Source organism: Parashewanella sp. 2210YD4-3, assembly GCF_056591735.1.
This window is the reverse complement of the sequence record NZ_JBWQOG010000001.1, coordinates 417402-443454: the sequence shown is the minus strand read 5'-3', so window position 1 is coordinate 443454 and position 26053 is coordinate 417402. Positions and strand designations below refer to the sequence as shown.

The window sequence follows — 26053 nt, the reverse complement described above, 5'->3', positions numbered from 1 at the left end:
TTACGCATTTTTCTGTGAGCCATTATACCCACCAAAGTTCAAAAGTGTATCTTTGTAAAAGCGTTACTTATTTGTAATGAACGTTATTTGTCCAGTCGACCTTGAATATAGGCATAGATCAATTCTGATAAGCTTTGACCTACTTGCTTAAAGCCTTCAGTGCCTGATATAGGGTGAATTGTAGCGGCTGGCTCAGCGAAGTGGACGTATCGGCAATCATTATGCTTGGCGATGTAATAAACATAGTGGGCAGCATCCAAAAGCGGAATGCCTGCATAAGTCATGGCACTGGATGGAAATGCGTTAATGGAATCAACATCTAATTCTAATCCAACAGGAAGTTGGCTTTGCTTCAATTTGTCCGTTATTTGAACTAAAGCATCGGTTAGAGACAGTTCTCGCCTTACCCATATTTGCTGCAAACTGTGCCAAGTGCCACCAAACTTTTGAAGTCGCTCAAGGTTAGCGGCATTATTTTTGAGTTCATGTAAACCAAGCACATGATAACAAGCTAGGGCCCCTTCTGAGGCCGCATAGCTAAATCCATTACCACTGTGGCGGCCTTCTTTAAGGCGAAAATCAGAGTGAGGATCAAGGTTTACCGCTGCCATAGGGGAGCTGAAACTTTGCTTTGCTGCGGTTAATAGTCCATATGCGTTGTTGTGACCACCACCAATAACGATAGGCTCAAGTCCGGCATCAAATATGGCTTGAACCACTTCTATGACTCGTTGGTCTATGATTTCTGCATTGGCTCGGAGTTGTTCAACAGAAGCCTCTTTAATATTAAGATCGCCACAATCAATTTCACCCCAAATGGCACATTCAGAGCCTGTAAGGTGAGCATTGCTTTGTAGGTTTATCCATTGACTGATGGCTGCTTTAAAGCCGTCACCGCTTCCGCCTTTGCCTAAGTTTCCTTGTGGGCCAATGTCTTCATTGACTCCAATGAGAACAAATTTAACCCCTTGTCGTTTTAGTTGAGTTAAATGTTGTTGCTGCTCAACAAAATGTATCTTATCTCCAAATCGAGTTTCTCCTGTACGTTGAGATAACCAAGGCTGGATCGTTGATACTGAATACGGAATAAACCATTGCATAATTTTTGTGCCCACTTGAAGAGAAAGATCTCTTTTTATCGATAATTTCTGATTTAGGTCATGCTTTGCGGCAAAAGTGTTTGCTAACCTGTATTCAAGCAGTGAAATTGGCTTGTACTGCTTTGTTATCAAAAGAGGCGATTGTGCCCATTTATCCGCAACAGACAATAGTATGGAGAATAACGCCATGACGAGCAAGATACTGCCTACAGAGTTATATAGTGTCGAGCAGGTTCGTCAAGCCGAATTGGATGCAAGCCAAGCTACTGAAAATGGCCTATATCAGTTGGTTGAAAATGCCGGAGCAGCGGCTTTTCAGTGGTTGCAGCAATATAAGCCCGAAACGAAAAGAATAGTGGTACTGGTTGGCAGTGGTAACAATGGGGCTGATGGATTGGTTTTAGCTCGGTGGTTAGCGGAGCATGAGCATCAAGTGGTTGTGATGGGGTTATTGCGTCCTGTAAACTCTAAAGAATACGGGCAAGCACTGCAAACTTTACAGGCGGTGAATATACCAGTACAAGCCATTGAACTCGATGAGCTTGATAAAGCCGATGTCATTGTGGATGCCTTGTTTGGCACAGGGTTATCACGGCCTTTATCTGACGAATTTCAAACTCTCATTAAACGGATTAATCAAAGCTCTGCTTTTCGATTATCACTAGATGCACCTTCTGGAGTTAACGCTGATTCAGGTTTTGGAGAACTTGCGGTTGCGGCAGATGCCACTCTCGTTTTTGGTGCTTTGAAGCGTGGCTTATTTACTTATCAAGCTCGCCATTTTTGCGGCGAGGTCTTTTTCGCCGATATTGGATTGCAGGAGTTCTTACCTGAATCAGATACCCTGAGATTTGACTGTCGTGATATTAAAGGAAAGCTAGGGAAGCGAGCACGTCATGCACATAAAGGCGATTTTGGACGAGTGAGTGTCGTTGGCGGTGATATTGGCATGCCGGGAGCTGTTCGATTATGTGCCGAAGCCTGTTTTCGTGCTGGCAGTGGCCTAGTTGCAGTGGTGAGTCGCCCAGAGCATCAACACATTGTGGTAACAGCTTGCCCTGAGCTTATGTATTGTCCTGCTGAGTTTATTGATATGGACGTATACCATCGCTTGGGCTGGGCTGATGTATTGGTGCTAGGTCCCGGACTCGGTCGACAAGACTGGGGACAGAATCTGTTTAAAGCCACGATATTGAGTGGTAAACCAAGTGTTATTGATGCTGATGCATTAAATATCTTGAGCAAAGAGCCGGTTCAGCAAGAAAATTGGGTGCTGACACCGCACTCTGGCGAGGCAGCAAGATTACTAGATTGTAGTGTTGAAAAGGTTGAAGCTGACCGTTTTTCTGCCGTAAAACAATTGCAGCAAAAATACGGTGGCGTGGCTGTATTAAAAGGAGCGGGTACTTTGATTTACGATGGCAACCAAACCATCGTAGCCACCGTTGGAAACCCGGGTTTGTCGAGTGGTGGTTGTGGCGATGTTCTGTCGGGTATCATTGGTGCCCTAATGGCTCAAGGGTTATCTCCTATGAAAGCGGCTTATACTGGTGTGATTGTTCACGGTTGTGCAGCTGATAAAGCGGCTGAGAAAGGAGAGCGAGGCATGATTGCCAGTGATCTAATGTCGCCGATAAGAGAAGTGGTTAACAGTATAGAATGAGCTTCTTAAGGTAATTGAACTAAATTTAATCCAGCAGAACTTCAGATAAAGCCCATTAAATGCAGTCGCAGAGGGCTAATCATCAGCCGAAGAGCAACTACTGAATATTTCAGAAAAAAGATAGATGTTTTTTACTGAAATTCAGCATTGCTTCATGACTAAACTCGCATTTTGTTTTGATTTCTCAGATAATATCGAGCATTAATGTGGCCTCTAGGAAAAAGTCATGGCTCGTCAAGTACAATACACCTTTAAAGGTGAAGTCAAAGTTATTCCATTCAGTTTTAGTAAGCATCATGATCCTTATGAGGCGGTAGCCGCGGCAGAGGGAATTGATTTAACGCGCTTTTTGCAAATGGAACAACAAATTGCCATGACTTCAAAAAAAGGGGCGAAAGCCGAGCGAGATTTCAGACGTAGTGAGTTTTTGCGTATGGGATTTGCTAATATTCATTTTGTTCAGGATGACGAGGAGTCTTAAATGCCGGTGATCAACACAGAGCACGCGAATTTCCCCCGAGCCAGTTTTTTACGTCGTTTAGGCGCTATGATTTATGATTCATTATTGGCTGTAGCGATTTATATGTTTGCTGGTGCCATTGGTTTTGGTGTTTTTGTGGTGTTAGTTTCAACTGGCGTACTTAACTCTCATGGCTACGAAATTATGTCTGATTCATTGCACAATGTTCCAGTTTATAAAGGCGTTTACCAATTGTGGCTAGCCATAACCGTTGCCAGTTTTTATGCGATATTTTGGAGCAAAGGCGGGCAAACATTGGGAATGCGAGCTTGGCGTCTTAAAATTCAACATCCCAATGGTCAGCGGATAAGTCTAATTACGGCTTATGCAAGAGTGATTTGGTCATTGCTTGGCATTGGTAACTTATTTATTTTGATCAACTCTGATAAACGTGCACTGCAGGATGCCATGACACGTTCAGAAGTGGTGGAGTTATCCAAAGAAGCCAATGAAATGCGTAATTGGTAGATGCTCATCTAAATCATGGAAGCCCACTGAGGGCTTCTAACTGTTTAACTGGAAGCTAATAAGTAATACCCCTGATCATTCATTTCAAAAAAATCCAATACTTTCATATTGTCATTTCTAGTATGAGCTCGAAAGGAACGTTCGTTATCTTCGGCAATAAACGTCACCATATGTTGATATTTAGAGAGTGCTTGTTGTTTTATCGCTTCGAATAAGGGCTGAAAAACGTTTTTACCTCGATAAGCTTCGTTAACCCAGATAGGACCATATTGGCAGCTTTGTTGTTGATTGATACTGTATTGAGGAAGCTGCTGATACATTTTCTTATAAATTGGCCATTTGTTGAAAAACGACCATGGTGCGACTAGTACGTATCCGATGATGTTAGTGTTCACTTCGGCGATATGAATGAAACCTTGGTCGAGAATCGTGGTTAATTGCTCAAGGGAGAAAGATTGCCCCTGTTTTGAGCTAGCATCAAGTTGGTGTTCATCGTGCAGGTTGTCAATTTCGAGTTGAGCGATTTGCTTAAGATCTTGCAAAGTGGCGGAGCGAACAATCATAGTGAGGTTAACGGTTGATAAGAAAGTCCAGTGTATTGTTACAGCTATGATTTATGAGTACAAATTTAGTTGCAGATTTCGTATGTGATTGATTTCGGAAATTGTGAAAGAACAATAGTGTGAACAACAACAGAAACGCATGTCTGATAGGCAGGACGCCTGAATGCCATGAAGCACATGGATGTGCGAAAATGGCCATGTGCTGACGACCGTGACATCCTGTCACGGACGGTTGTTTTATCACACTATTACTCTTACCTGACCGTTCAAGGGCGTTAATAAAAAGTATTGAGAGTCGTTCAGGTTTAAATCGTCGGTTACTTAACTTTCTTTTTAATCAACTTAGCTGCGGTCAACACTAATTCTGGTTCAGCTCGAACTTTGAAATTTGGGTTAACGTATTGGAAGTGGACTAAGCCTTTGTTGTCGGTCATAAACAAAGCTGGTACTGGAAGCACTAAGCGCTTTTCACCTTCAGGCGTTGTGAAGCTTGGGTTGGTGACACCAAATGAAGCATAACGCTTAGTGGTGCGCTCGCTGGTAAAGAAGGCAACACCAAAAGCTTTAGCGGCTTTCATTTCTGGATCTGATAGCAGCTGATAGCCCAAATCGTTTTTGGTCATCGATTCTTTCAGCTTTTCTGGCGTATCAGGGGAAATACCAACAATTTGGAATCCCATTTTCAGAAGTTTTGGCTGAATTGACTGGATTTGTCCCATTTGCGCATTACAGTATGGGCACCAGCCACCGCGATAGAAGAAGAAAATCGTCGGCTTTTGGTTAGCTAACTTCGCTAAGTTAACTGTTTTTCCATTGATGTCAGAAATACTGATATTAGGAATGTTTTGTCCATTGAGTAATGGAGATACTAATTCATCTTTGGTGGCGATGGGTTTAGCAGTAGCGCTGATAGTAAACAGCAGCGCAAAAGTGGTAAGAAGTCGGGTAAACATATCAGGCCTTAATTCATTGTTGTTGTCTAGGACACGTCCTAAATGAACAAGACCTGATCGTTAGAGTTTTTATTTCACTTTTTGGCTTTTTTTGTCGCATTCAATTTTGTACGGCGACCCGACATGCTTTTTTCGGCCACAACTTGCTCACGCACGTTATCGCTACGCTCACGGTTTTTACTAAAGCTGCGGCGCTTTTGTAGCTGTTTAAGCAATAAATCACGGCTGCTGACTTCATAGCCCGGTACCATAATACGTTTAAGCTTAAAGCCGATCAGTTTTTCAATGTCTTTCAATGTGCGCTCTTCTTCACGGCTCACGAATGAAATGGCTACACCAGTTTTGCCCGCACGACCCGTACGACCAATACGGTGTACATAATCTTCGGCTAGAAATGGTAAATCGTAGTTAACCACATACTCAAGATCTGGAATATCTAAGCCACGTGCGGCTACTTCAGTGGAAACCAGTACTTGAAGGTTTCCTTCGGTAAATTCACGCAGCGCACGGCGACGATTACCTTGGTTTTTCTCACTGTGAATGGCTTTGGTTGGAATGCCGTCTAGGTTTAACTCTTTAGTTAATCGATCGGTATCTTCACGGGTGGCACTAAATACCAAAACACGTTGCCAATTCTTTTTACCGATCAATTCAGATAGCAGTTCACGCTTACGACGTTGCTCCACTGGATAAACCACTTGTGATACGGTTTCTGCGGTGGTGTTTTGCTTATCGACACTGATGATTTTTGGATTCTTCATCAACTCATTGGCAAGACGCTTAACTGAACCGTTAAAAGTGGCTGAAAACAGCATGCTTTGTTTTTGCTTGCTGGTGGCTTGTAAAATTTTATGAATGTCAGTGCTGAAGCCCATATCTAACATGCGGTCGGCTTCATCTAATACCAAATAATCGATGTTCGCTAAGCTGATGTTGCCACCCATGAGGTGTTCTAATAAGCGCCCTGGAGTGGCAATGATAATATCTGAACCCTCTCTGAGCTTAAGCGCTTGAGGTTGCATCTTGGTGCCACCGTAAACCGTGACGATGCTTAGGTCGAGATAGCGAGTATAAGCAGTAATGTTATCGGCAATTTGGGCAGCAAGCTCACGAGTCGGCGTTAAAATCACTGCTTGGCAGTTGGCTTTGGCTACGGTTTTTGGGGTTTCAATCAGCTTTTGTAATATTGGTAGCGCAAAAGCGGCCGTTTTACCTGTGCCAGTTTGGGCGTTGGCGATCACGTCATGACCACGGCGGATCACTGGGATTGCTTTTTGTTGTATTGGCGTTAAGTTTTTATAGCCATATTCGGTTACACCTCGCAATAGTGCTTCGGGAAAGCTAAAAGATTCGAAGTTCATAATATTTCCTTAATTCGCCTAAAAACAACAACGCCGATTTAACGGTCAGCTAAATCGGCGGCGGATTATAACACTATTCTATTTAGATTGCTTCTGTAGCGCGGGTTAACCACTCTAGGTCGCGACCTTTTAAATGTGCTGATAAGCTATGTTGAACTTTAGCGTGATACTGATTGAGCCATTGGATTTCGGTTTCTGTTAACAACGTCTTATCAATCAAACGGTAATCAATCGGCGCTAAGGTGAGTGCTTCAAATGAGTACATATCACGTTCTGAGTTTTTCAGTTCAGAGCATTTTTGAACCGCGATTAAGTTTTCGATACGAATACCAAAAGCATCAGCGCGGTAGTAGCCCGGCTCATTTGATACCACCATACCTTCAAGTAAAGGAACTTGGTTTCCTTTGCTGGCGATACGTTGTGGCCCTTCATGTACATTGAGGAAGTGACCAACACCATGACCAGTACCATGATCAAAATCGAAACCATATTGCCATAAATATTGACGGGCAAAAGTATCCAATTGTTGACCACAAGTACCTTTAGGGAAGCGGGCACTGTCGAGCGCAATATGACCTTTAAGTACTAAGGTAAACATTTGCTTATGCTCAGCGGTGACATGACCAATGGCAACGGTACGTGTGATGTCTGTGGTGCCATCAAGGTATTGAGCGCCTGAATCTACAAGGTATATAGAGTCCATCGGCATGATGGCTGGTGTACCATTTAAGTGATTGTAATGGCACATTGCGGCATTACCACCGACAGCTGAAATGGTGTCAAAGCTGGGTTGTTGATAAAGCGCGTCTTGCTTTCTAAAGCTCTCCAATTTGTCAGCCAGCTTTCCTTCATCGTGGAAGTTATTGTCTTTGACTTCACTGTCGAGCCACGCTAAAAAGCGAGTCACGGCGACTCCGTCTCTAACATGACAATCGCGCATGCCTTGCAATTCAAACGGATTTTTTTGTGCTTTTAACAGAGCTATTGGGTCGTCACCTTTCACTAACTCTACATTTGCATCCTTAGCGGTGATTTGCGACCAAGCATTGGCGGTAGCAGGATCGGCTAATAAACGCTTTCCAGCTAATTGCTGGATATGATGCTTAAGTTCTTTTTCGGCATAGAAAGTAACACCTTTACCAACATGTTTCTCTATGTTGTCAGGTAACTTGGTGAGATCGACAAATAGCTTTACATGCCCTTTAGTGTCGATAAGTAAAGTAGATAACACCACTGGTAAACAAGGAACATCATTTCCACGAATGTTGAGTAACCATGCAATTGAGTCTAGAGCAGTGATTAGGGCAACATCGGCATTAGCTTTAGCGACTATGTCGCCAATAGCTTGTCGTTTATCACTGCAGCTTTGACCTGCTTGCTGCTCACTGAACAGTACGATGTTGTCTTGAGATGACACTGGGCGGGCTTGCCAGTTTGCATCAACAGGATTACTGTCTAGAGTAACTAATTCTATTTTGGCTTTTGCCAATTCTTGTTGCGCTTGCTGATACCAGCTAAAGGTGTGTAAGCGAGCATCAATGCCGACTTTACTGCCTTCTGGTAGGTTATCTTTGAGCCATTCGACTTGTGGGGTGTCAGTAAGACTTTCATAAGAGAATAAAGCATGGCTCACTTGCTGGCGAACCTGAACTGTGTAGCGTCCATCTGTAAAAATCGCAGCGGTGTCTTTTAGCACTATGGCCGCCCCTGCTGAACCAGTAAACCCTGTTGCCCATAGTAAACGTTCATTATGCGCGGGAACGTATTCTCCTAAGTATTCATCAGCACGAGGAATGATAAAGGCATCAATACGTTGTTTTTGTATATCCGCTCGTACGGCCTTTAGGCGCTCAGCAATAATATTGGCTGCGACAGACATAAGGATCTCCATTTACTTAATATGAGAATGATTATCTCAGTGCAGAGGATGAATATGCAAGGTGACATTCTGATTATGATTGGATACTTTATACGTTAAGTGTGAATTAATACAGGAAATTAATGATGACGATAGGGATAGGTGGCTCTACGCCAGAGCAAGAGTTGAGAAAATTGAGTTCTTGGACAATTGATTTAATGCCAATTACAGCAGATGAAATTTGTCAGCGCCAGCTTAAGGCACAATCGCTGATGGCAGTGCATAATATTGATGCTTTGTATTTAAATGCCGGAACCAACTTGTACTATTTTACTGGGCTGGATTGGTATGCCAGTGAACGTATGGTTGGCGCAATACTTACTCGAGATGGAAAATTATTTTACGTCGCACCACACTTCGAACTCGGCACGCTAAGTGATTACTTACAGCTTGAAGCTGAAATTGTGACTTGGCATGAACATGAATCGCCTTATGAATTATTGGCAGCCACTCTAGCTTCCAATGGGATATCTTCAGGTAAATTAGCCATTGATGAATCGTCACCTTTCTTTTTAGTCGATGGAATTCAAAAGGCTTGTGTAAGTATTGAGACCAGCAATGCCTTACCTATTACTCAGGGATGTCGAGGACAAAAATCAGCCACTGAGCTAGCCATTATGCAGCGCGCAATGGACATAACGTTAGAAGTGCAAAAAGCCGCTGCGAGAATTTTATATGAGGGTATTACCACTCAAGAAGTGACAGCGTTTATCGACAAAGCCCACCGAAAACTTGGTGCGGCAAGTGGGTCGTATTTTTGTATTGTGCTGTTTGGTGAAGATTCATCGTATCCTCATGGGGTGAAAAATCCTAAGTCACTAGAAGCGGGTGATGTCGTACTTATCGATACGGGGTGTGAGTTGTTTGGGTATCACTCTGATATTACTCGAACCTATGTATTTGGTTACCCCAGTGATAAACAAAGGCAGATTTGGGCATTAGAAAAACAAGCGCAATTAGCCGCTTTTGACGCTGCTAAGCTTGGCGAAGCCTGTGGACAGGTCGATGATGCCGCGCGAGAGGTTATCGTTAGGGCTGGTTTGGGGCCAGATTATCAATTGCCCGGATTACCACACCGTACTGGCCATGGTATAGGGCTTGAAATTCATGAAGGTCCCTATTTAGTGGCGAGTGAAAAGACCTTATTATCCGAAGGCATGTGCTTCAGTAATGAGCCGATGATTTGCATTCCTAAAGAGTTTGGCATTCGACTAGAAGACCATTTTTATATGACAAATCATGGTCCTAAATGGTTTACTGAGCCTTCGTATTCCATTAATGATCCTTTTGGCTATCAGAAATGATAGAAGCGAAGAGATAAATGCTTCATTAACATACAATTAATTTTTCTTGGTTAGCGTTATTAGCTATTGTTTTTACCGCTACTAAGTAAGAAGCTTAACTCATTGATTTTCACTTTCGATTTTCTGGAGTGAGTAATGAGTACTGATATCACTTTTAATCCAGCATTTACCAGTTTAAACACCATTGTAGGAGCACAAATTTGGCAAAATTTAGGCTCAGATGTATTTAAAGTGGGGAAGAATCAATTTCGATATGAAGTGAAACCTGCATTGTTTGGCGGAAAAGATACAGTTCGTGTTTATTATGAAGGTGAACGAGAAGATCTTCCCGATGCTTTCAAAGAATTAGCCGAGGCCGTATCTTGTTCAGGTATATGTGCATATAGACGACCTTGGTTGCTAGAAAGAGGTTATGTGATTCGAGATGGTAAATCTAAGGTAAAAACTCAACCTGTGACTTATCATGCCAAAATAAGTGCTTTAACTCTCCCTCCTAATAGTCAACAAACTTTTTTGAGTGAATTCAGTAGTACTTTGAAAAGGATTCCTACACCTAAAAATAATTTAAGTGCTCTTTCCCATACGAAGGCAGCTATACCACTAAAAAATGCGATTCTTCATATGTATACACGCCCAGCAGCCCCTCGAGGAATTGAATTTAAATCAAGGATGGCTGGATTACCTTTGGTATGCCCAATTACTAGAGAAAAACTCGATTATGGAAGTGCAGTGCAATTGAAAATTAAATCTGAAAAAACGGCGACGACTAAGCATCCAAGCACTCCATCAGACAGCGATTGGTTGACGATATCGAGAAATGGAATCGTGAAGTTGTTGCTTGCACCGCCAAAACATTATGGGGACATGTTTAAACATTTTGAACCCTTGACCATTAAGCCTGATGATATCAGAGAGATTACTGCAGATAATTATATGGAAGCTAGGCAATTTTTTAAGAAAGTGATAGATGTTCCCGCTGGTGCTTCATTTTTTTAAAAAGGCTACCAATGTAGCCTTATTTCTTCGGGATTACTGGTCTATCGCTAATAGCTCTACATCAAATATCAATACCGAATTCCCCGGTATTTTACCCGTTGCACGTTTACCATAAGCCAAATCACTTGGAATAAAAAAGCGATACTTATCGCCAACGACCATTAGCTGTAGTCCTTCTGTCCAGCCTTTAATGACTCGATTCAGTGGAAAAGAAATAGATTCGCCACGTTCAACTGAACTATCAAAGACAGTTCCATCAATTAAGGTTCCGTGATAGTGAACTTTTACAACGTCACTCGCTTTTGGGTGAACAGTACCAGACCCTTTTTCTAGTATTTCATATTGCAAGCCAGAAGCTGTCGTTTTGACTCCTTCTTTGTCTTTGTTCTGTGCTAAAAATGCTTGCCCTTTAAGTAGATTTTCTTGAGCTAGCTTATTATTAACATTTTGGGTGTAAAAATAAAAAATCACTAAAGCGATAACAATAACGGCTAAAAGCATTTTCATAAATTTCATTAATCCTAAGTTGTAGTAGAGCCAATTTCAGCTGAGTGCGCCATTTTATATAGATTTAGCTATATAAGTTCTATACTCAGCTATGGTAACAAGATTCAATTTCGTCTACCATGAGAATAAGTGACATATTATGTCTATAATGAGGAGGGAAAGTGGACGAAAAGGTTGTAAACACGAGAAACAGCGACGATTTTATGAAGGACTTTTTTAAGTTAGAATCCGCTGGAGGCATCTTACTCTTTATTGCTGCCTGTCTAGCTATTGTCATTTCTAATACTGGGCTTGAGCCATACTACAAAATGCTGCTCTCAACCGAGGTTGAAGTTCGAGTCGGTACTTTTGAAATTGCCAAGCCTATGCTGTTGTGGATCAACGACGGCTTAATGGCGGTGTTTTTCTTCTTAGTAGGCTTAGAGCTTAAGCGAGAGCTGCTCGAAGGTGAGCTTGCAGATAAGCGAAATATTATTCTACCCGCAGTGGGCGCGATTGGTGGAATGGTATTCCCAGCATTGATCTATGTATATTTTAACCAAGATCCGGTTGCGATTCGAGGTTGGGCAATCCCAGCGGCAACCGATATTGCTTTTGCATTAGGTGCGTTAGCATTATTGGGTTCAAGAGTTCCGATCTCGATTAAAATTTTTCTAACATCATTAGCGATTTTTGATGATATTGGTGCAATTCTGATCATCGCCTTTTTCTATACCTCAAAAATCTCACTCGCAGCACTGCTAGTGGTTGCAGCTGGTACAGCGGTTTTATATTTGATGAATCGCCGTAATGTGTGTAACAAAAGTGTTTATATCCTGATTGGCCTAATTATTTGGGTGGCAACCCTTAAATCAGGCGTTCATGCCACCTTAGCAGGTGTACTGGTGGCGATGTTTATCCCAATGCGTTCCAAAAAGAATGAGCAGGAGTCACCATTAAAAGAAATGGAGCATGACTTACATTCAGTTGTAGCGTTTTTCATTTTACCTGTATTTGCCTTCGCCAATGCAGGCGTTAATTTAACAGGGGTAACGATGGAGCAAGTGCTTCATGGTGTTCCAGTTGGTATCGCTCTAGGATTATTCTTTGGTAAACAAATTGGTATTTTCGGCCTGTGCTGGTTGGCGGTAAAAGCCAAGCTTACCAAACTACCTGAAGGAATGAATTGGAAGAGCTTATACGGTACGGCGGCATTGTGTGGCATCGGATTTACGATGAGCTTGTTTATTGGATCGTTGGCGTTTGAAGAAACTGGGGTGAACTTATTGTTCGACGAACGTTTGGGCATCATCGTTGGTTCACTAGTATCAGGTTTGGTTGGCTTCTTTATTTTGAAGCAGAGTTTGAAAAAATAGGTTACCCCATCGAACACTACGGATGGCCATAAGGCCGTCCGCTTTTTACTGCATCAAAGTTTATTCATTACTTCCTAAATAAAATTTCACTTGCATTCTGTCAGTAATTTGTTGAAAAACAAGTTATCAATTCGTTTAACTCAAAGTAAAGATGGCAGCATGTGTATCAGCGGTTGAATCGCTTCCTTCCATATCAGATAGAAAGTTGGTTCTCGATGAAAGGTTACTTGATGGAGCCTCAGTTCAGGTTGCTCTCAATAGAAAATACCTTTGTCGAAAAATCAGTCCTCAGTTATCGAGTTGCTACTTTATTGATGATGCTCATAAGATGCCTAAAGCTCAATCCAATCATGTCGATACAATGACAGAAACTATGGCTCAAAAACAAGCTTTGGCATGTGTTGAAATTGGGCCTGGGGGCAATGATCAGGAAATGTTTGCTGAAGTAAAGCAACTGTTGGAGTTTTGGGAGCATCAATGTCCCTCAGCTAGGTTGGTCTATGAAAACTCTTCTTTTTATTTGGTTGCAAATGGGAAAAGTTTAAACCCCTTACACATTGTAATGAAGTTAAAAAAAATCGTTTCTGGCGATTATTCTTATGAGTACCTTTTAACCATTTTAGGTACAGGAAGTCACAAGTTATTAACTTCCTTTGCATCTGTTGATTCAGCACAAAGTATAGGCGTTCGCTATGCTGACTCAGTACTTCAGTGTTCATTAGACGTTCAACGAAAATTTTATCATCACATTTTTAACCTTTTTACTGAGTATTATCGACCACACTGTTTTACTGCTTGTACGCTATTTTTATCTGAAAATAGACTTGATTTTGAACCCAAAGTAGAAAAAATCGGTCGATGTCGACTAGGAATCAGCACTATTCGCGATGATCTATCTATGGGAAAAATAGAATTCGATCAATTTAAAATTTTTGTTGATGATTTGGCTTTGTTTAGCCATTTAGTCACTGGCATGATGTCTAAGTGGCAGTTTCCAGATAGACTGACTGGGGTCACAATAGAACACCAAAATGCATATCAGTTATTATTGAAATTTAAACGAGATTATTCGTCGCAGTCACCTAAAATTCCAGAAAATTTTAGGAAACATCTAAATAATTTCAAATATCTAGTGGATTTGGAGAGATACAAAAAGTTTCATTTGATTGAAACTGCACAGCAAGTACTACAGTCCTTAGAAGTTTATTGTGGCGCAAAGCATGATTACGTTAATCAACTTCTGACTCATTCTCCAGAGTTTTTTATCGCTCAAGATATGGACATTATTCGAAAAATCCCTACAGCGGAAGCCGTTAAGATTTTAAGAGTCTGTATTCCCGCTGTTAATATTAAAGGTTTTTTGAAAAAAATGGATAACCCATTATTTCAATGTTTCCTTCCTGTGTTGGATATTTTTGATTCAGTTACTTTACTTGATTTAGTGCAATATATCGATGCAGTTAACCCTGAAAATCATCATCAAGTGTATAAAATGTTTAAGCAACACTGTCCACTTATTGCGATATGTGCGGCTTATACCCTCAACCAAGGTGATGAAAAAGAGCTTGAAAGATTTATAAGGGTTGCTACTAAGCAACATAAGCATCGTTTTGATTGTTATCGTTGGATATCTGAGCAGAAGACGATTATTAGTCAATTAAAAGGAAATAATGTGACTCTTGAGGTGTTTAATCAATGGAGATCCAACATTGGTAGCAGCTATCCATCTAATGCTCACAACCTCGCTGTAGGGTGGATTGAATTTGCCGCACTCAATGATAAGAAAACAGCTTTAATTTCAAGAGCTAGGGTTGATTTTTCAATTAGAGTTGTTGCTTGTGATGAAGAGACGGTGAGTTGCACGCAATTACAATGTGACAGGTTAGTGAGGTCTGAACCCCTAGCTTTGATCCTTTCTCGATACCGTATCAAAGATCTAATGCCAAACTCTACTACGCCGAATGGACTCCCTAATGAAATTACACTTTTTTGCGCTTCGTGCCAAGGCAATGAATTAGTTACCAATCGAGAGGCGTATTTGGTCAAGGTGAATTATCAAGACTCTGTACTTAGAGCAGATGAATATAAACTCTTTCATTGTTTTGAACATAAAACAAACATTTGTTTCAGTTGCTACAAAGGGCACTACGACTGTAGAAGAGTGGTGCAAACTACACTGCATCGTTTCCTGACTTTTTCTCTTTGGCTATGCGAACAGACCATTGAAAAAACAAACGACTTTAGGAATAGACTTTCGGCTAAAGCGACTGAGTATGAGGCTGAAATAGCAGCAATAAAAGCGGAAAAAGCAGCAAAAGCCTTACTTGAATCTAAGAAAAATGATGGCGACCCAGTGCTACCGGTTGCATCGGTGGAAGATGACTCCAACGGGGTGAGAGCGAGAACGAAAGCTGTGGCTACAGTTGCCGCTACTAATGATGCATTTGCCGAGAGAGGACTAGAATCTCCTCTGTTAAGAAGAAGGCATATTGCCGCGGCTATTGATGAAGAGGAATTGCTATCTAAGGATCGTACTGAGAAGGTTGAAGCAGATAAGCAAATTATTCCCAAACGTGAAGAAAATCAAGGTGAGCAAGCTTTTCAATGTGCTTCAGTGGAAGTATGCGAAGCTAGTATTCCTCGAACTATTCCACAAATTACTCAAGAACGAATAGGAAATACTTCGGCTATGACTCCTCATGCTGCGTTCTACGAACCTTTGATGGCAGAGCGCTTCCTAGATGATGAAAAAACCGCAACGAAATTGATTTCAGCAGAAGTTCCATTCGAAAGTGAGATCCTAGCAAAACACAGTGAGCAAAAAAGTGAGGTGGCAATTGTCCCAGAAGGAGCTGAAGCCACAATTAATAGTTATCAAGCTTCTACGATATGTGGAATTTGCTTTGAGGAATACTCACTCGATAATGTTTCCAAAAGAAAGTTTTTCTTAGTAGAGTGTGGTCATACTTTTTGTTCTGGGTGCATTGACACACTTGCCGAGAACCTAAAGGCAAAAGCTCAGCCTCCCGTGTCCAATAAGAAAACAAAAAAAAGAAAAGCCGCTAAAGTGTCAGAGCCTAAAGATAATAAACGCATAAAAAACTTTCATTTAGGTCTCTCATGTCCTAGATGCAAAGACATGTCTAAGAAAGCAACACAAGCATTTGACTCCTAAGTTATCCACAATTAATCTACTGCAAAATGTCTTATCTCGTTGCCAATTATAGTGTCGTATCCAACTACCATTACCTTTTTTGAAAAGCTTTGCCCTTTAGTCGCTTCAGGCCTAAAAACCATCACCATAAGAGATGAATCTGAAAGTCATTATCAGCCTAATACTGAGGTTGAGGTTTACACCCTCGAAACGAATCTTAAAGTGTGTGATATTCGAATCTTATCGGTGGAACCTTTGAAGTTTGAGCACATTAACGAGTTCCATGCTCAACAAGAAGCACTACCTTTAGGTGATCTTAAGGCGCTTATCAAAGAAGTTTACCCAGATACTAACGACTTGTTCGTGATCAAATTCGAATTGATATAAAAGTGGATTGTTAACATTGTTCACATAAATAAAACCTTGTGTTAACGTGTTGTGCTATTCATCATTGAGGCCATTCCCAATTAAAGACTTTTTGATTTGTTACAACCTAAAATTTGCAAAATCAAGGCACGAAGAATGAAGTTTAGTGGACTAAACGAAAGATGAGTAACGAAGAGTTTGCGAATTTTAGGTGTAACCCGAAGGGCTGCGTTTCTTTTTTGTTTAAACGGCGTTGTCAAATGTTCGTGTAGATTACTACACTTCACATTTTCCGCCTTGTTTAACCTAAAAAATTAACAGCAGCAAATCAAAAATCTAATTGGGAATGGCCTCTAGTACAACAATAACCGTGAATATGAACATAAATCTAAGAGACCCAATTACCACAGATGTGGATGTATTTTATAAGCATCAAGCCGATCCAGTGGCGTGTCGTGTTGCTCATTTCGAATCTCGAACCCAAGAAGAATTTACCCAACATTGGCAAACTATTACTGGCAGAGAAGATGTAAAAATTTCGACCATTGATTCAGATGGCACTGTTGTGGGCAACCTTGTGAGCTGGCAACAAGATGAACAGCGATTGGTTGGCTTTTGGCTAGGGCAAAACTATTGGGGAAAAGGTGTCGCTTCCCAAGCTTTAGATATGTTCATTCAGCAACTTCCTCGGCCTTTATGTGCTTTCGTGCATCAATCGAATATTGCCTCTCAACGTGTACTCGAAAAATGTGGTTTCATGCTCTGTACTCATATGGCGTGTGAAAACGAACAAGAACTCTTATTCCGACTTGATTAAAGGGAGCGAGCTATGAGTGAACAACACTTTCCACTTACTGATTTTATTGAATATCCAACTTCTGAGATGCTCAAGCGTGCCCAAGACAATTACGAAGAGATTAAGCGTCGTCATTCGATTCGTAAATTTTCAGATAGACCCGTTGATAAAGCCATTATTGAGCAAGCGATTTTGACTGCTGGTACTGCGCCTAATGGTGCCAATCACCAGCCTTGGCACTTTGTGGCGATCCAAAATCCAGAAGTAAAGTCACAGATCCGTCAGCAAGCCGAAGCCATTGAGCAAGCGTTTTATAGCGGTCGTGGTGGTGAAGAGTGGCTTGATGCTTTAAAACCACTGGGAACAAATGCTAATAAATCCTACCTTGATACCGCGCCTTGGTTAATTGCCATTTTTAGCCAAAAACGAATGAATACCGAGGAAGGTGTTAAAACCAATTATTACGTTCATGAATCCGTTGGAATCGCGACTGGCTTTTTGATCCAAGCGCTTCATCATGCAGGCTTAGGCACTCTGACTCATACTCCAAAGCCAATGAGTTTTCTTACTGAAATTTGTCAACGCAATCCAGATAATGAGCGACCTTATATGTTATTGGTTGTGGGCTATCCTGCTGAAGATGCGACGGTTCCTGAACATGCAATCAATAAAAAACCATTGAATGAAATATTGACTGTGATTTAACGCTTATTTTGATTGTTTTTGGTAAAATCCATCACAACCTAGATATCAAAATTCACATATCGGATAAGAATTATAAACAAGGGTAGACGTTGTGAAACAAATTAATAAGCTGGTGGCAATATCAGTGGTGGTTGCTGGTGCATTATCGAATGCGGCATACGCTAATAATACATTCACATGTATTGATACAGAATATACTCCCATACATGCTATTCAAGGTGATGGCTTTCAAAGTCCTATGATTGAAGACGGTAAGTCTGAATCAACAGTTCCATACACCATTCAAGGCATTGTTACCGCTCGTTCTGATTTCAATAATGGCTTTTTTATACAAGCTCCTGTTAGTGATTTTGATGACAATGACAACACTTCAGAAGGCATTTTTGTTTATCTTGGAAAAAACAATAATGCACCTAAGTGGTTAGTTCCGGGCTCTCAGGTTTGTGTTAAAGGCAAAGTAAAAGAGCAATTCGGCTTAACGCAGCTCTCGTCATCAGTTCTCAAACTATCTAAAACGTCTGAAAAAATCTCTATCGTTCCGAAAGCAATTGAATTCAAACTCAATGCTGGTGAAACCTTTGCTGAAGCGATGGAACGTCATGAAGGAATGAAGATCAAGCTGATCAAAGATAGCGAAATGGTGGTTACCAGCCCTTATGGCTATTCGGGCGGCTACAACAAGATGAGTTTATCTCATAAAACGCCTTTATTTAAGCCTACCCAAATTCACATGTCAGGTTCGAAAGACGCGGCTGATTTGCAACAAGCTAATGATGCTCGCCGTTTAGAAATTGAGACCGATTTAACCGCCGAAAGAGGACGCATCCCTTACTTTCCTGATTTTCATGTCGAAACCGGTTTTATGCGTGTTGGGGATACCTTAAAAAACATCGAAGGTGCAGTCGGGTATTCTCATGGTCAATATCGGTTATATGTGACCAATGAAATAAAGCCGACAGACTTTATTCGTAAGCTCAAACGCGCGGAAATTACGACTCCCAAAACAGCGAATAAGGGGAACTTACGCGTCGCTAGCTTCAACGTATTGAATTACTTTAACGATGCCATTGGTGGTGATAAAAGTGCTAATGGTAAAAATCGCGGTAGCCGTGATGCGAAAGAATTCAAGTTACAACGGGCTAAGATCGTCAAATCGTTAGCGGCTATGAATGCCGATATTATTGGTCTGATGGAAGTGGCAAACAATGGTTTTGGTAAAAACAGTGCCATTCAAGATCTCGTTACTGAGTTGAATAAAACGGTTTCAAAAGATGAGGCTTATCAGTTTGTCACCTTAGCGGAAAAAGATCTCAATAAAGGTCAATATTTCGGTTCTGATGCCATTATGGTTGGTTTGCTTTATCGCCCAAGTAAAGTCTCACTTGCTGGTGAAGCAATGGTGATCAAAACGCCAGAGCAACATGTATCGGCTAATGCCGTTACACGTAGTAAGCATGGAAAAACAGAACAGATCCCTACTTATGATAAATATCAACGCCATTCGTTGGCGCAAACTTTTAATGTTGGCAATGAGAAACTGACGGTAGTGGTGAACCATTTCAAATCAAAGGGTTCAGCTTGTATAGAAGATTGGCTTGAGTTTGCAGATAGATCTGAACCCAAAGATCTACAAGGGCGCTGCAATGATTTTCGCGTCAGTGCTGCAGATGTCATAGGTAATAGGCTTAAAACAATAAAAGGTGATGTGCTTATCATTGGAGACTTAAACGCTTATGGTAAGGAAGACCCACTGCAAGTGTTAACCGATTATTCCAAGGATAAGCATACTGATAAAGTCATTCACACCGCAGCTTTCACCACACTAGATGGAAAGACGTTAGATAAGACGCAGCGTGAAATTACTCAAGGATTTGGTTATATCAATCTGAACACTAAATTCCACGGAGCCGAGACTTACAGTTACAAGTGGGCAGGTGAGCTAGGTAACCTTGATCATGCTTTAGCGAATAACTCATTGGCTGACAAGGTGATTGGTATTGAAGATTGGCACATTAATTCTGCCGAATCAGCGCTTTTTGAATATGCGTCCAAGTACACGGGCGATTTGAAGAAATCGAATAATGTGTTTTCCTCATCCGATCATGATCCTATTTTGATCGCTATTGATTACCCAGAAAGCCAACCCAAACCTCAGCCTCATTCTGAAAAGGTCAGTGGCTCGTTTAGCATCTATTTGCTGTGGGGGTTATCCCTTTTAGCGATAAGACGACGTATCTACTCGCATCCATAAATTGCAAAACTAATAAAGCGTGTTGATCTTTCAGGATTAAATTTTGCACTACGAAAGATCAACACGCTCCAGTCACTGAGCTCCTTTATGTGGAGTTCAGCTTTTCTCAATTGCTTTCATTTTATTGCTTGATTAAAAGTTGACCGTGGTCTGACCGAGGTGAGATGTCAAAACTGTGAACATCATCAAAAAAGACTAGCTTTGATTAAGTGATTGTTATTTATTTAAAAAGTGTTTTTGTATTTTATTTGTCTTCCCTTGTTTAATTATCATTTTTTTAGTTAAAGCTACTGATATTGTTAGCTTTTGATTATCTATTTTTTTATCTGTTCTTCGTATAACTCTGTGATATTTCAAAGGTAAATAAAATGTGACTCAGATGACGATTTTGTTGAGCTAATTTTGGGAAGATCTTGCCCCGAAGTATTCATAAGTAATACCAAAAAATATAAAACGGGGTTGATGTGATGAAAAAGTTTAATAAATTAACGGCGGTTTCACTGGCTGTTGCCAGTGCGTTGTCGTGTGCGGCAAATGCGGATGTGATAATAAGCGAGTATGTTGAGGGTTCAGGCTTTAATAAAGCTATTGAAATTTACAACTCAGGAACGGCAAATGTAGATCTTTCTCAATATAAATTAGTTTACTACTCAAAAGCCAATAACTCTAACCCTCCAAAAACTCTTGCTCAATTATCTGGCACTTTAGCTGCGGGTAAAACGAAGGTTATTCTAAATGACGATCCAAAAGCGACCATTACGCTTGCTATGGAAGTTGAAAGTGTTAAGGAAAAGATTGGAAGCATTAATGGTGACGATGCTGTTGCTCTTGTAAAAGGTTCTGATGTTGTTGATATTTTTGGTGCACTATCTAATGCTGATGGCAGTAATTTTGCCAAAGACGTTACTTATGAAAGGAAAGCTGAGGTTACTTCATCAGCTGCTGTTTATGTACCCGCTCAGTGGACTTCGAAAGGAAAGAATTATTTTTATGGTTTAGGTGCTAGAACTGGTGATATGGAGGGGGCAAGACCTGCACCGATTGAACTTTTAAACTGTGACAGTCTAACCATTACATCAATCAGCGAAATTCAAGGTGATGGTTTCAGAAGCCCTAAAATTGCAGAGGGCAAATACGAATCGGCTGAAGAATTCGCCATTAAAGGTATTGTAACGGCTCGTTCTAACCGTAATGACGGTTTTTTTATGCAGTCTGCAGCGGCCGATTTCGACAGCAATGATAAAACCTCAGAAGGTATTTTTGTTTATCTTGGCAAAGAAAATCAAGCACCTGAATGGTTGGCTCCAGGCTCTCAAGTATGTGTTCAAGGTAAAGTTAAAGAACAATTTGGTTTAACCCAAATGTCTTCAGCAGAAGCTAAATTGGGCAAGATTTCTGAAGATAAAGCCGAAATTCCAGCGGCGATAGAGTTTAAGTTATTAGGTGACGAAACCTATACTCAAGCGATGGAACGCCATGAAGGCATGAAGATTAAGTTAGTGGCTGACAGTGCAATGGTGGTAACGAGTCCTTATGGCTTCAACGGCAAGTATAGTAACATGGCGTTGGCTCATAAAACGCCGTTATTTAAGCCAACGCAAATTCATATGGCTAGCACTCAAGAAGCTGAAGACCTTCAAAAAGCCAATGACGCTCGCCGCTTAGAAATTGAAACCGATTTAAGTGCACCAAAAGGGCATATTCCTTATTTCCCAGATTTTAATGCCGAAACTGGCTACATGCGTGTGGGTGACACTCTGCAAAATATGGAAGGGGCAGTTGGGTTCTCTTATGGTAAATATCGCCTATATGTGACTAATGAAATCAAGCCAGCCGACTTTACTCGTAAAGTAGAGCGTGCAGATATTGAAACGCCAAAATTGGCTGAAAAAGGTGATTTACGCGTAGCCAGCTTTAACGTATTGAACTACTTCACCAGCCACAGTGAGGTGGGGGGCGCATTAAATGCCAGCTGTAAAGATCAAGCCCATGCTGACTTGGAAGATACAAGAAAAAGTTGTAATCGTGGTGCGAGAGGCTCTAAGACACTTGATCAAACAGCTAAACAAGCATTTGAGCTTCAAAGAGAAAAAATTGTTAAATCTTTGAAAGCTATGAATGCCGATATTGTTGGTTTGATGGAAATTGAGAACAATGGGTTTTCTGATGATAGTGCAATTCATGATTTAGTCACTGAATTAAACAAAGAAATGTCGGGTGATGATGTTTATCAGTTTGTGAAAATCGCTGATAAGGACATGAACAAAGAGAAGTTCTTTGGGACTGATGCCATTATGGTGGGTATGTTATATCGCCCAGCCAAAGCTAAGTTAGATGGTGATGCTATAGTGATCAAAACACCAGAGCAGCATGCTCCAGCTGGCGTGGCAACTCGCACAAAAAATGGAAAAAAATCAAGCAACCCCAAATACGACAAGTTCCAACGTCACTCTCTTGCTCAAACCTTTAAAGTTGGTGAAGAAAAGCTGACGATACTGGTGAACCACTTTAAATCTAAAGGCTCTGGTTGTTTAGAGGATTGGATCGATGCGGCTGATAATTCAAGTCCAGATGATCTGCAAGGTAATTGTAATGACTTCCGTGTGAGTGCTGCTGAAGCTGTGGGTAATGCGCTAAAACCAATTAAAGGTGATGTGCTTATTATGGGGGATTTAAATGCTTACGGAAAAGAAGATCCATTGCAAGTATTGACGGATTATCATCCATCAACTCATAACGGTAAAATTATTCATACAGCTGCACATACAACCTTAGGCGGTAAAACACTTGATACTCAACAGCGCATCATCACAGAAAGCTTTGGTTACATTAACTTAAATACTAAGCTACATGGTGCTGACACCTATAGTTATAAGTGGGCTGGTGAGCTAGGTAACTTAGACCACGCATTAGCAAATAAGTCACTTGCTGACAAAGTAACTGATATCGAAGACTGGCACATTAACTCTGCTGAATCGACTTTGTTTGAGTATTCATCTAAGCATACGGGTGACTTGAAAAAAGCGAATGGTGTATTTTCTTCATCAGATCACGATCCAGTGATCATCGCAATTGATTACAAGAAAGAAGAGCCAACACCTACTCCAGAACCTCAGCCAGAAAAGAAAAGCAGTGGTTCTCTAGGCTTCCTAGCACTAGGGTTACTTTCTTTAGCAGGTATTAGACGTCGTTTTGCTAAATAAAAAAACGATGTAATTAAGTTATACCGACAAAAGGGATGGCATTTGCTATCCCTTTTTTTTACCATGCAGAAAACCGAAACGAAGGAAGAAGAACAATGAGCATATGGTTTGCCCCTATTACCCTAGAGGATTGTGAAAGGCTTGATAAAGGATTACACCAAAAGGGTACTTTAATGGAGACGTTAGGGATAAAAATCACTGAAATTGGCGATGATTACTTAGTGGCTACTATGCCTGCCGACCCTTCAGTGCATAATCCAATGGGGATTGTTCATGGTGGCGCTAATGTAGCATTAGCGGAAACAGTGGCAAGTTATGCGGCTAACTTTGTGGTGGACTTTACTGAGTATTATTGTGTAGGCCAAGAAATTAATGCCAATCATATTAGAGCTTCAAGAAAAGGGCTACTAACCGCTGTTGCTAAGCCTGTTCATATTGGGAAGCGAAGCTCTGTTTGGGAAGTAAACATCACCAATAGCGGTGGAGAACTCGTTTGTGTATCGAGAATGACGGCCGCAGTTGTGAAGCGAAAATAAATACACCCTAGGCAATACATCAGGTGTTCACCTTAGAGATAACTTCGAAGCTGCTCTATATACTTTACCCATAAGGTCATTGTATATGGAGCAAATGCTATATGGGACGCAGTCCGTTTTTTTTAAAGAGTCGTATCCAGTACTCTTTAGGTATCATGCTATTGGGCTTGTCTTTTGGTATCTTTCAGGCACAAGCTGGAGTTGTGCCAGTTCAAGTTTCTAAGTTAGCGTCATTTTCATCATCTCACTCTAAGGATGGCACTCAAGATATAGATTCAGCAGGTGTTGAGGCGACAACAACTCCTAATGCTCAGGAAAATGCATGTGATCAACAAGAATCGTATTTGTTAAGCGATGAAAGTGGTCGTTCGCTGATTGGTCGAATAGATCCTAGTCGAGATTTACAAGTCGGAGACAAAGTAACCGTAAAGGTTTACGATAAAAACAACCGATTACTACCAGAGCAATTGGTTCTAACCATTGATAACCCTCAACAAGGTAAAGCCAAGCAATGGGCTTTTCAACTGGCTTATAAAATTAACCATCAGTTTGCAGGGATCAGGGCTGGTCAAAAAGATGAAACCGGTGGCGTGACACCTAAATACAGCTGCAATTTAGTTTACGCATCTCCATTCAGCACTGTTGGGCATATGAAAACTGTGTTCAGTTTTGTAAGTTCAGATAACAGTGACATCCAAACGGTTGATAGCTCAACCCCCATTTCTCCTGCTAATTCTGCGATACAGCCTCAGTAGTCCTAATTCTTCACTGTGACATTTCAGGCATTATTTTCAATATTTTATGCAAGAGTTAAGCTTAACTCTTGCTCCGATATTTCACATCTGTTAGGTTCTTGATAGCTCTTATTTTTAGCTTGTTGTCACACAAGCTTTTTTTATCTGTTCTAGAGGTAGTCTTTGGCACTTGAATGTTGAGCGGTTTCATTTTGCCCTAAGGAGCTATGAGCAGTCATACAATAATAAAAAGGTAAAATTGTGAATTCAAAACTTCTTGGCTCCATAGCCATTGTTTCTGGTACGGCGATTGGTGGTGGCATGCTTGCGCTCCCCCTTGCAACTGCAGGTTTAGGTTCGTTATCCGCGCTGGCATTGTTAGTAGTGTTATGGCTCGTTTCTGCGTATACCGCATTGTTGATGTTAGAAATTAATTTACGTTCTGGTGTTGGTGACAACGTTCACGCCATCACTGGAAAAACATTAGGTAAATTTGGCCAGTTTATTCAAGGGGCTTCATTTTTAAGTTTATTGTATGCCCTAACTATGGTGTATTTGCTTGGGGGTTCGTCATTATTAGGTGCTAAGTTTGAGCTATTAACTGGTGAGCCGATGAATCATGAAGTGGCAATCAGTACTTTCACGTTAGTCTTTGGTGGTTTGATTGCGATTGGCGTCAGTTGGGTTGATAAAGCGTCTCGCTTATTATTTCCTATTATGGTGTTGTTGCTGGTGGTTGTGGTGTTCTTTTTGTTGCCAGAAGTCAGCTTTTCAACCATTGTTGCCGATTCGATTAAAGAAGGCGTTCAACAAGGGGGATTTAGCGGAGCATTAATGGCTGCTGTACCCGTAGTGTTTACTTCTTTTGGTTTCCACGTATGCATTGCGACCTTAGTCGGTTATTTAGATGGTGATGCTAAAAGCCTTAAAAAAGTATTGCTTGTAGGGTCAACCATCCCTTTATTTTGTTACATTTTATGGCTATTAGTTACCATAGGTACTGTGGGTGGCGAAACGATTTCCAGCTTTAATGGCTCATTACCTATGCTGGTGAAAGCGCTGCAAGGTGTGTCTAGTTTTCCACTGATTGATAAGTGTATAAGCGTATTTGCTGATCTTGCCTTGTTGACATCATTTTTAGGCGTAACCATGAGTTTGTTCGACTTCCTTAAAGAGCTAACACGCGCTAAAGATAGTGTTGCTGGTCGTTTGCAAACTTGGGTGCTGACCTTTATTCCGCCATTATTGTGTGCATTGTTTTATCCTGACGGCTTTGTGAAAGTATTGGGTTATGCTGCGATTCCTTTAGTTATCATGATCATCTTTTTACCGATTGGAATGGCATTTGTTGGGCGTAAGCAAGCGTCTGAAGGTTATCAGGTTTCAGGCGGCAATTTAGGTTTAGGGGCTTTGGCTATAATTGGTGTAGGGATCATCATTTCCCAGCTAGCTTCGTAATAAAAATTATATTCATATCCTTTCTTGTAAACCGCATTTGGCTCAGGAGCTTAGTGCGGTTTTTTTGTATAAATCTTAATTGTATTAAAGTGTTACAAAATCACATTTTCATAAGGTTTTTATGCTAAAGTCGGTGGCTGCG

The 26053-nt window shown here is 41.0% G+C and carries 21 protein-coding genes; 15 read left to right on the top strand and 6 right to left on the bottom strand.

Annotation, left to right across the window (positions count from 1 at the left end; translation table 11 throughout):
- Nucleotides 1-83: 83 nt before the first annotated feature.
- Nucleotides 84-1100 (bottom strand): formimidoylglutamase, encoded by a 1017-nt coding sequence (locus AC1EU0_RS01915; RefSeq protein WP_480300506.1) that lies wholly within the window; start codon nt 1098-1100, stop codon nt 84-86.
- Nucleotides 1101-1287: 187 nt separating this feature from the next.
- Here AC1EU0_RS01915 and AC1EU0_RS01910 point away from each other — a divergent pair, with 187 nt between their 5' ends.
- The 3 genes from AC1EU0_RS01910 to AC1EU0_RS01900 all read left to right on the top strand — a co-directional run bounded on the left by AC1EU0_RS01910 (nt 1288) and on the right by AC1EU0_RS01900 (nt 3751).
- Nucleotides 1288-2763 carry an NAD(P)H-hydrate dehydratase gene (locus AC1EU0_RS01910; protein ID WP_480300190.1) on the top strand — a complete coding sequence of 492 codons (1476 nt, stop codon included), beginning with the start codon at nt 1288-1290 and terminating at the stop codon, nt 2761-2763.
- Nucleotides 2764-2989: 226 nt separating this feature from the next.
- Entirely contained in the window at nt 2990-3244 is a 255-nt protein-coding gene (locus tag AC1EU0_RS01905) for a DUF2960 domain-containing protein (protein WP_480300189.1), read from the top strand.
- 6 nt (nt 3245-3250) lie between these two features.
- On the top strand, nt 3251-3751 hold the full coding sequence (locus AC1EU0_RS01900) for an RDD family protein (protein WP_480300505.1): 501 nt from the start codon (nt 3251-3253) through the stop codon (nt 3749-3751).
- A 44-nt stretch (nt 3752-3795) separates the two neighbouring features.
- Here the strand turns inward: AC1EU0_RS01900 and AC1EU0_RS01895 are convergent, their stop codons facing one another.
- The 4 genes from AC1EU0_RS01895 to AC1EU0_RS01880 all read right to left on the bottom strand — a co-directional run bounded on the left by AC1EU0_RS01895 (nt 3796) and on the right by AC1EU0_RS01880 (nt 8507).
- Nucleotides 3796-4314 carry an N-acetyltransferase family protein gene (locus AC1EU0_RS01895; protein WP_480300188.1) on the bottom strand — a complete coding sequence of 173 codons (519 nt, stop codon included), beginning with the start codon at nt 4312-4314 and terminating at the stop codon, nt 3796-3798.
- A gap of 317 nt (nt 4315-4631) precedes the next feature.
- Nucleotides 4632-5267, bottom strand: a complete 636-nt coding sequence (locus tag AC1EU0_RS01890) for a peroxiredoxin-like family protein (protein ID WP_480300187.1) — start codon at nt 5265-5267, stop codon at nt 4632-4634.
- A 74-nt stretch (nt 5268-5341) separates the two neighbouring features.
- Nucleotides 5342-6628 carry a DEAD/DEAH box helicase gene (locus AC1EU0_RS01885; RefSeq protein WP_480300186.1) on the bottom strand — a complete coding sequence of 429 codons (1287 nt, stop codon included), beginning with the start codon at nt 6626-6628 and terminating at the stop codon, nt 5342-5344.
- A gap of 82 nt (nt 6629-6710) precedes the next feature.
- A complete protein-coding gene (locus AC1EU0_RS01880; RefSeq protein ID WP_480300185.1) occupies nt 6711-8507 on the bottom strand; it encodes an aminopeptidase P family protein in 1797 nt (598 codons plus the stop codon).
- Between the two features lie 125 nt (nt 8508-8632).
- Between AC1EU0_RS01880 and AC1EU0_RS01875 the strand changes: the two genes are divergently transcribed.
- Nucleotides 8633-9850, top strand: coding sequence for a M24 family metallopeptidase (locus AC1EU0_RS01875; protein ID WP_480300504.1), 1218 nt, complete (start codon nt 8633-8635; stop codon nt 9848-9850).
- Nucleotides 9851-9985: 135 nt separating this feature from the next.
- Nucleotides 9986-10846, top strand: coding sequence for a hypothetical protein (locus AC1EU0_RS01870; protein WP_480300184.1), 861 nt, complete (start codon nt 9986-9988; stop codon nt 10844-10846).
- Between the two features lie 33 nt (nt 10847-10879).
- Here AC1EU0_RS01870 and bamJ read toward each other — a convergent pair whose 3' ends face one another.
- Nucleotides 10880-11353 carry a BamJ family beta-barrel-assembly machinery protein gene (gene bamJ, locus AC1EU0_RS01865; protein ID WP_480300183.1) on the bottom strand — a complete coding sequence of 158 codons (474 nt, stop codon included), beginning with the start codon at nt 11351-11353 and terminating at the stop codon, nt 10880-10882.
- A 161-nt stretch (nt 11354-11514) separates the two neighbouring features.
- Here bamJ and nhaA point away from each other — a divergent pair, with 161 nt between their 5' ends.
- The 10 genes from nhaA to AC1EU0_RS01815 all read left to right on the top strand — a co-directional run bounded on the left by nhaA (nt 11515) and on the right by AC1EU0_RS01815 (nt 25911).
- Nucleotides 11515-12708 (top strand): Na+/H+ antiporter NhaA, encoded by a 1194-nt coding sequence (nhaA, locus tag AC1EU0_RS01860; RefSeq protein ID WP_480300182.1) that lies wholly within the window; start codon nt 11515-11517, stop codon nt 12706-12708.
- 151 nt (nt 12709-12859) lie between these two features.
- Nucleotides 12860-15883: an RING finger protein gene (locus AC1EU0_RS01855; RefSeq protein WP_480300181.1), complete on the top strand. Its 3024-nt coding sequence runs from the start codon at nt 12860-12862 to the stop codon at nt 15881-15883.
- 51 nt (nt 15884-15934) lie between these two features.
- On the top strand, nt 15935-16249 hold the full coding sequence (gene yqfB, locus AC1EU0_RS01850; RefSeq protein WP_480300180.1) for a N(4)-acetylcytidine aminohydrolase: 315 nt from the start codon (nt 15935-15937) through the stop codon (nt 16247-16249).
- A gap of 355 nt (nt 16250-16604) precedes the next feature.
- Nucleotides 16605-17045, top strand: coding sequence for a GNAT family N-acetyltransferase (locus AC1EU0_RS01845; protein WP_480300179.1), 441 nt, complete (start codon nt 16605-16607; stop codon nt 17043-17045).
- A 12-nt stretch (nt 17046-17057) separates the two neighbouring features.
- Nucleotides 17058-17729 carry a nitroreductase family protein gene (locus AC1EU0_RS01840; RefSeq protein WP_480300178.1) on the top strand — a complete coding sequence of 224 codons (672 nt, stop codon included), beginning with the start codon at nt 17058-17060 and terminating at the stop codon, nt 17727-17729.
- A 91-nt stretch (nt 17730-17820) separates the two neighbouring features.
- Nucleotides 17821-19980 carry an ExeM/NucH family extracellular endonuclease gene (locus AC1EU0_RS01835; protein ID WP_480300177.1) on the top strand — a complete coding sequence of 720 codons (2160 nt, stop codon included), beginning with the start codon at nt 17821-17823 and terminating at the stop codon, nt 19978-19980.
- Nucleotides 19981-20447: 467 nt separating this feature from the next.
- The gene (locus tag AC1EU0_RS01830; protein ID WP_480300176.1) at nt 20448-23183 is read left to right on the top strand and encodes an ExeM/NucH family extracellular endonuclease; all 2736 of its coding nucleotides are present in this window, start codon (nt 20448-20450) and stop codon (nt 23181-23183) included.
- Nucleotides 23184-23278: 95 nt separating this feature from the next.
- A complete protein-coding gene (locus tag AC1EU0_RS01825) occupies nt 23279-23719 on the top strand; it encodes a PaaI family thioesterase (RefSeq protein ID WP_480300175.1) in 441 nt (146 codons plus the stop codon).
- A gap of 101 nt (nt 23720-23820) precedes the next feature.
- Nucleotides 23821-24474, top strand: coding sequence for a hypothetical protein (locus AC1EU0_RS01820; protein WP_480300174.1), 654 nt, complete (start codon nt 23821-23823; stop codon nt 24472-24474).
- Between the two features lie 240 nt (nt 24475-24714).
- On the top strand, nt 24715-25911 hold the full coding sequence (locus tag AC1EU0_RS01815; RefSeq protein WP_480300173.1) for an amino acid permease: 1197 nt from the start codon (nt 24715-24717) through the stop codon (nt 25909-25911).
- Nucleotides 25912-26053: the final 142 nt, after the last annotated feature.

What these genes read in the sequence shown, in the direction of transcription:
- AC1EU0_RS01890 (WP_480300187.1), bottom strand. Translation starts at nt 5,267, where the DNA reads ATGTTTACCCGACTTCTTACCACTTTTGCGCTGCTGTTTACTATCAGC.
- AC1EU0_RS01870 (WP_480300184.1), top strand. Translation starts at nt 9,986, where the DNA reads ATGAGTACTGATATCACTTTTAATCCAGCATTTACCAGTTTAAACACC.
- AC1EU0_RS01910 (WP_480300190.1), top strand. Translation starts at nt 1,288, where the DNA reads ATGACGAGCAAGATACTGCCTACAGAGTTATATAGTGTCGAGCAGGTT.
- AC1EU0_RS01830 (WP_480300176.1), top strand. Translation starts at nt 20,448, where the DNA reads ATGAAAAAGTTTAATAAATTAACGGCGGTTTCACTGGCTGTTGCCAGT.
- AC1EU0_RS01855 (WP_480300181.1), top strand. Translation starts at nt 12,860, where the DNA reads ATGGCAGCATGTGTATCAGCGGTTGAATCGCTTCCTTCCATATCAGAT.
- AC1EU0_RS01885 (WP_480300186.1), bottom strand. Translation starts at nt 6,628, where the DNA reads ATGAACTTCGAATCTTTTAGCTTTCCCGAAGCACTATTGCGAGGTGTA.
- AC1EU0_RS01820 (WP_480300174.1), top strand. Translation starts at nt 23,821, where the DNA reads ATGGGACGCAGTCCGTTTTTTTTAAAGAGTCGTATCCAGTACTCTTTA.
- AC1EU0_RS01880 (WP_480300185.1), bottom strand. Translation starts at nt 8,507, where the DNA reads ATGTCTGTCGCAGCCAATATTATTGCTGAGCGCCTAAAGGCCGTACGA.
- AC1EU0_RS01895 (WP_480300188.1), bottom strand. Translation starts at nt 4,314, where the DNA reads ATGATTGTTCGCTCCGCCACTTTGCAAGATCTTAAGCAAATCGCTCAA.
- bamJ (WP_480300183.1), bottom strand. Translation starts at nt 11,353, where the DNA reads ATGAAAATGCTTTTAGCCGTTATTGTTATCGCTTTAGTGATTTTTTAT.
- AC1EU0_RS01905 (WP_480300189.1), top strand. Translation starts at nt 2,990, where the DNA reads ATGGCTCGTCAAGTACAATACACCTTTAAAGGTGAAGTCAAAGTTATT.
- AC1EU0_RS01825 (WP_480300175.1), top strand. Translation starts at nt 23,279, where the DNA reads ATGAGCATATGGTTTGCCCCTATTACCCTAGAGGATTGTGAAAGGCTT.
- AC1EU0_RS01915 (WP_480300506.1), bottom strand. Translation starts at nt 1,100, where the DNA reads ATGCAATGGTTTATTCCGTATTCAGTATCAACGATCCAGCCTTGGTTA.
- AC1EU0_RS01845 (WP_480300179.1), top strand. Translation starts at nt 16,605, where the DNA reads ATGAACATAAATCTAAGAGACCCAATTACCACAGATGTGGATGTATTT.
- AC1EU0_RS01840 (WP_480300178.1), top strand. Translation starts at nt 17,058, where the DNA reads ATGAGTGAACAACACTTTCCACTTACTGATTTTATTGAATATCCAACT.
- AC1EU0_RS01875 (WP_480300504.1), top strand. Translation starts at nt 8,633, where the DNA reads ATGACGATAGGGATAGGTGGCTCTACGCCAGAGCAAGAGTTGAGAAAA.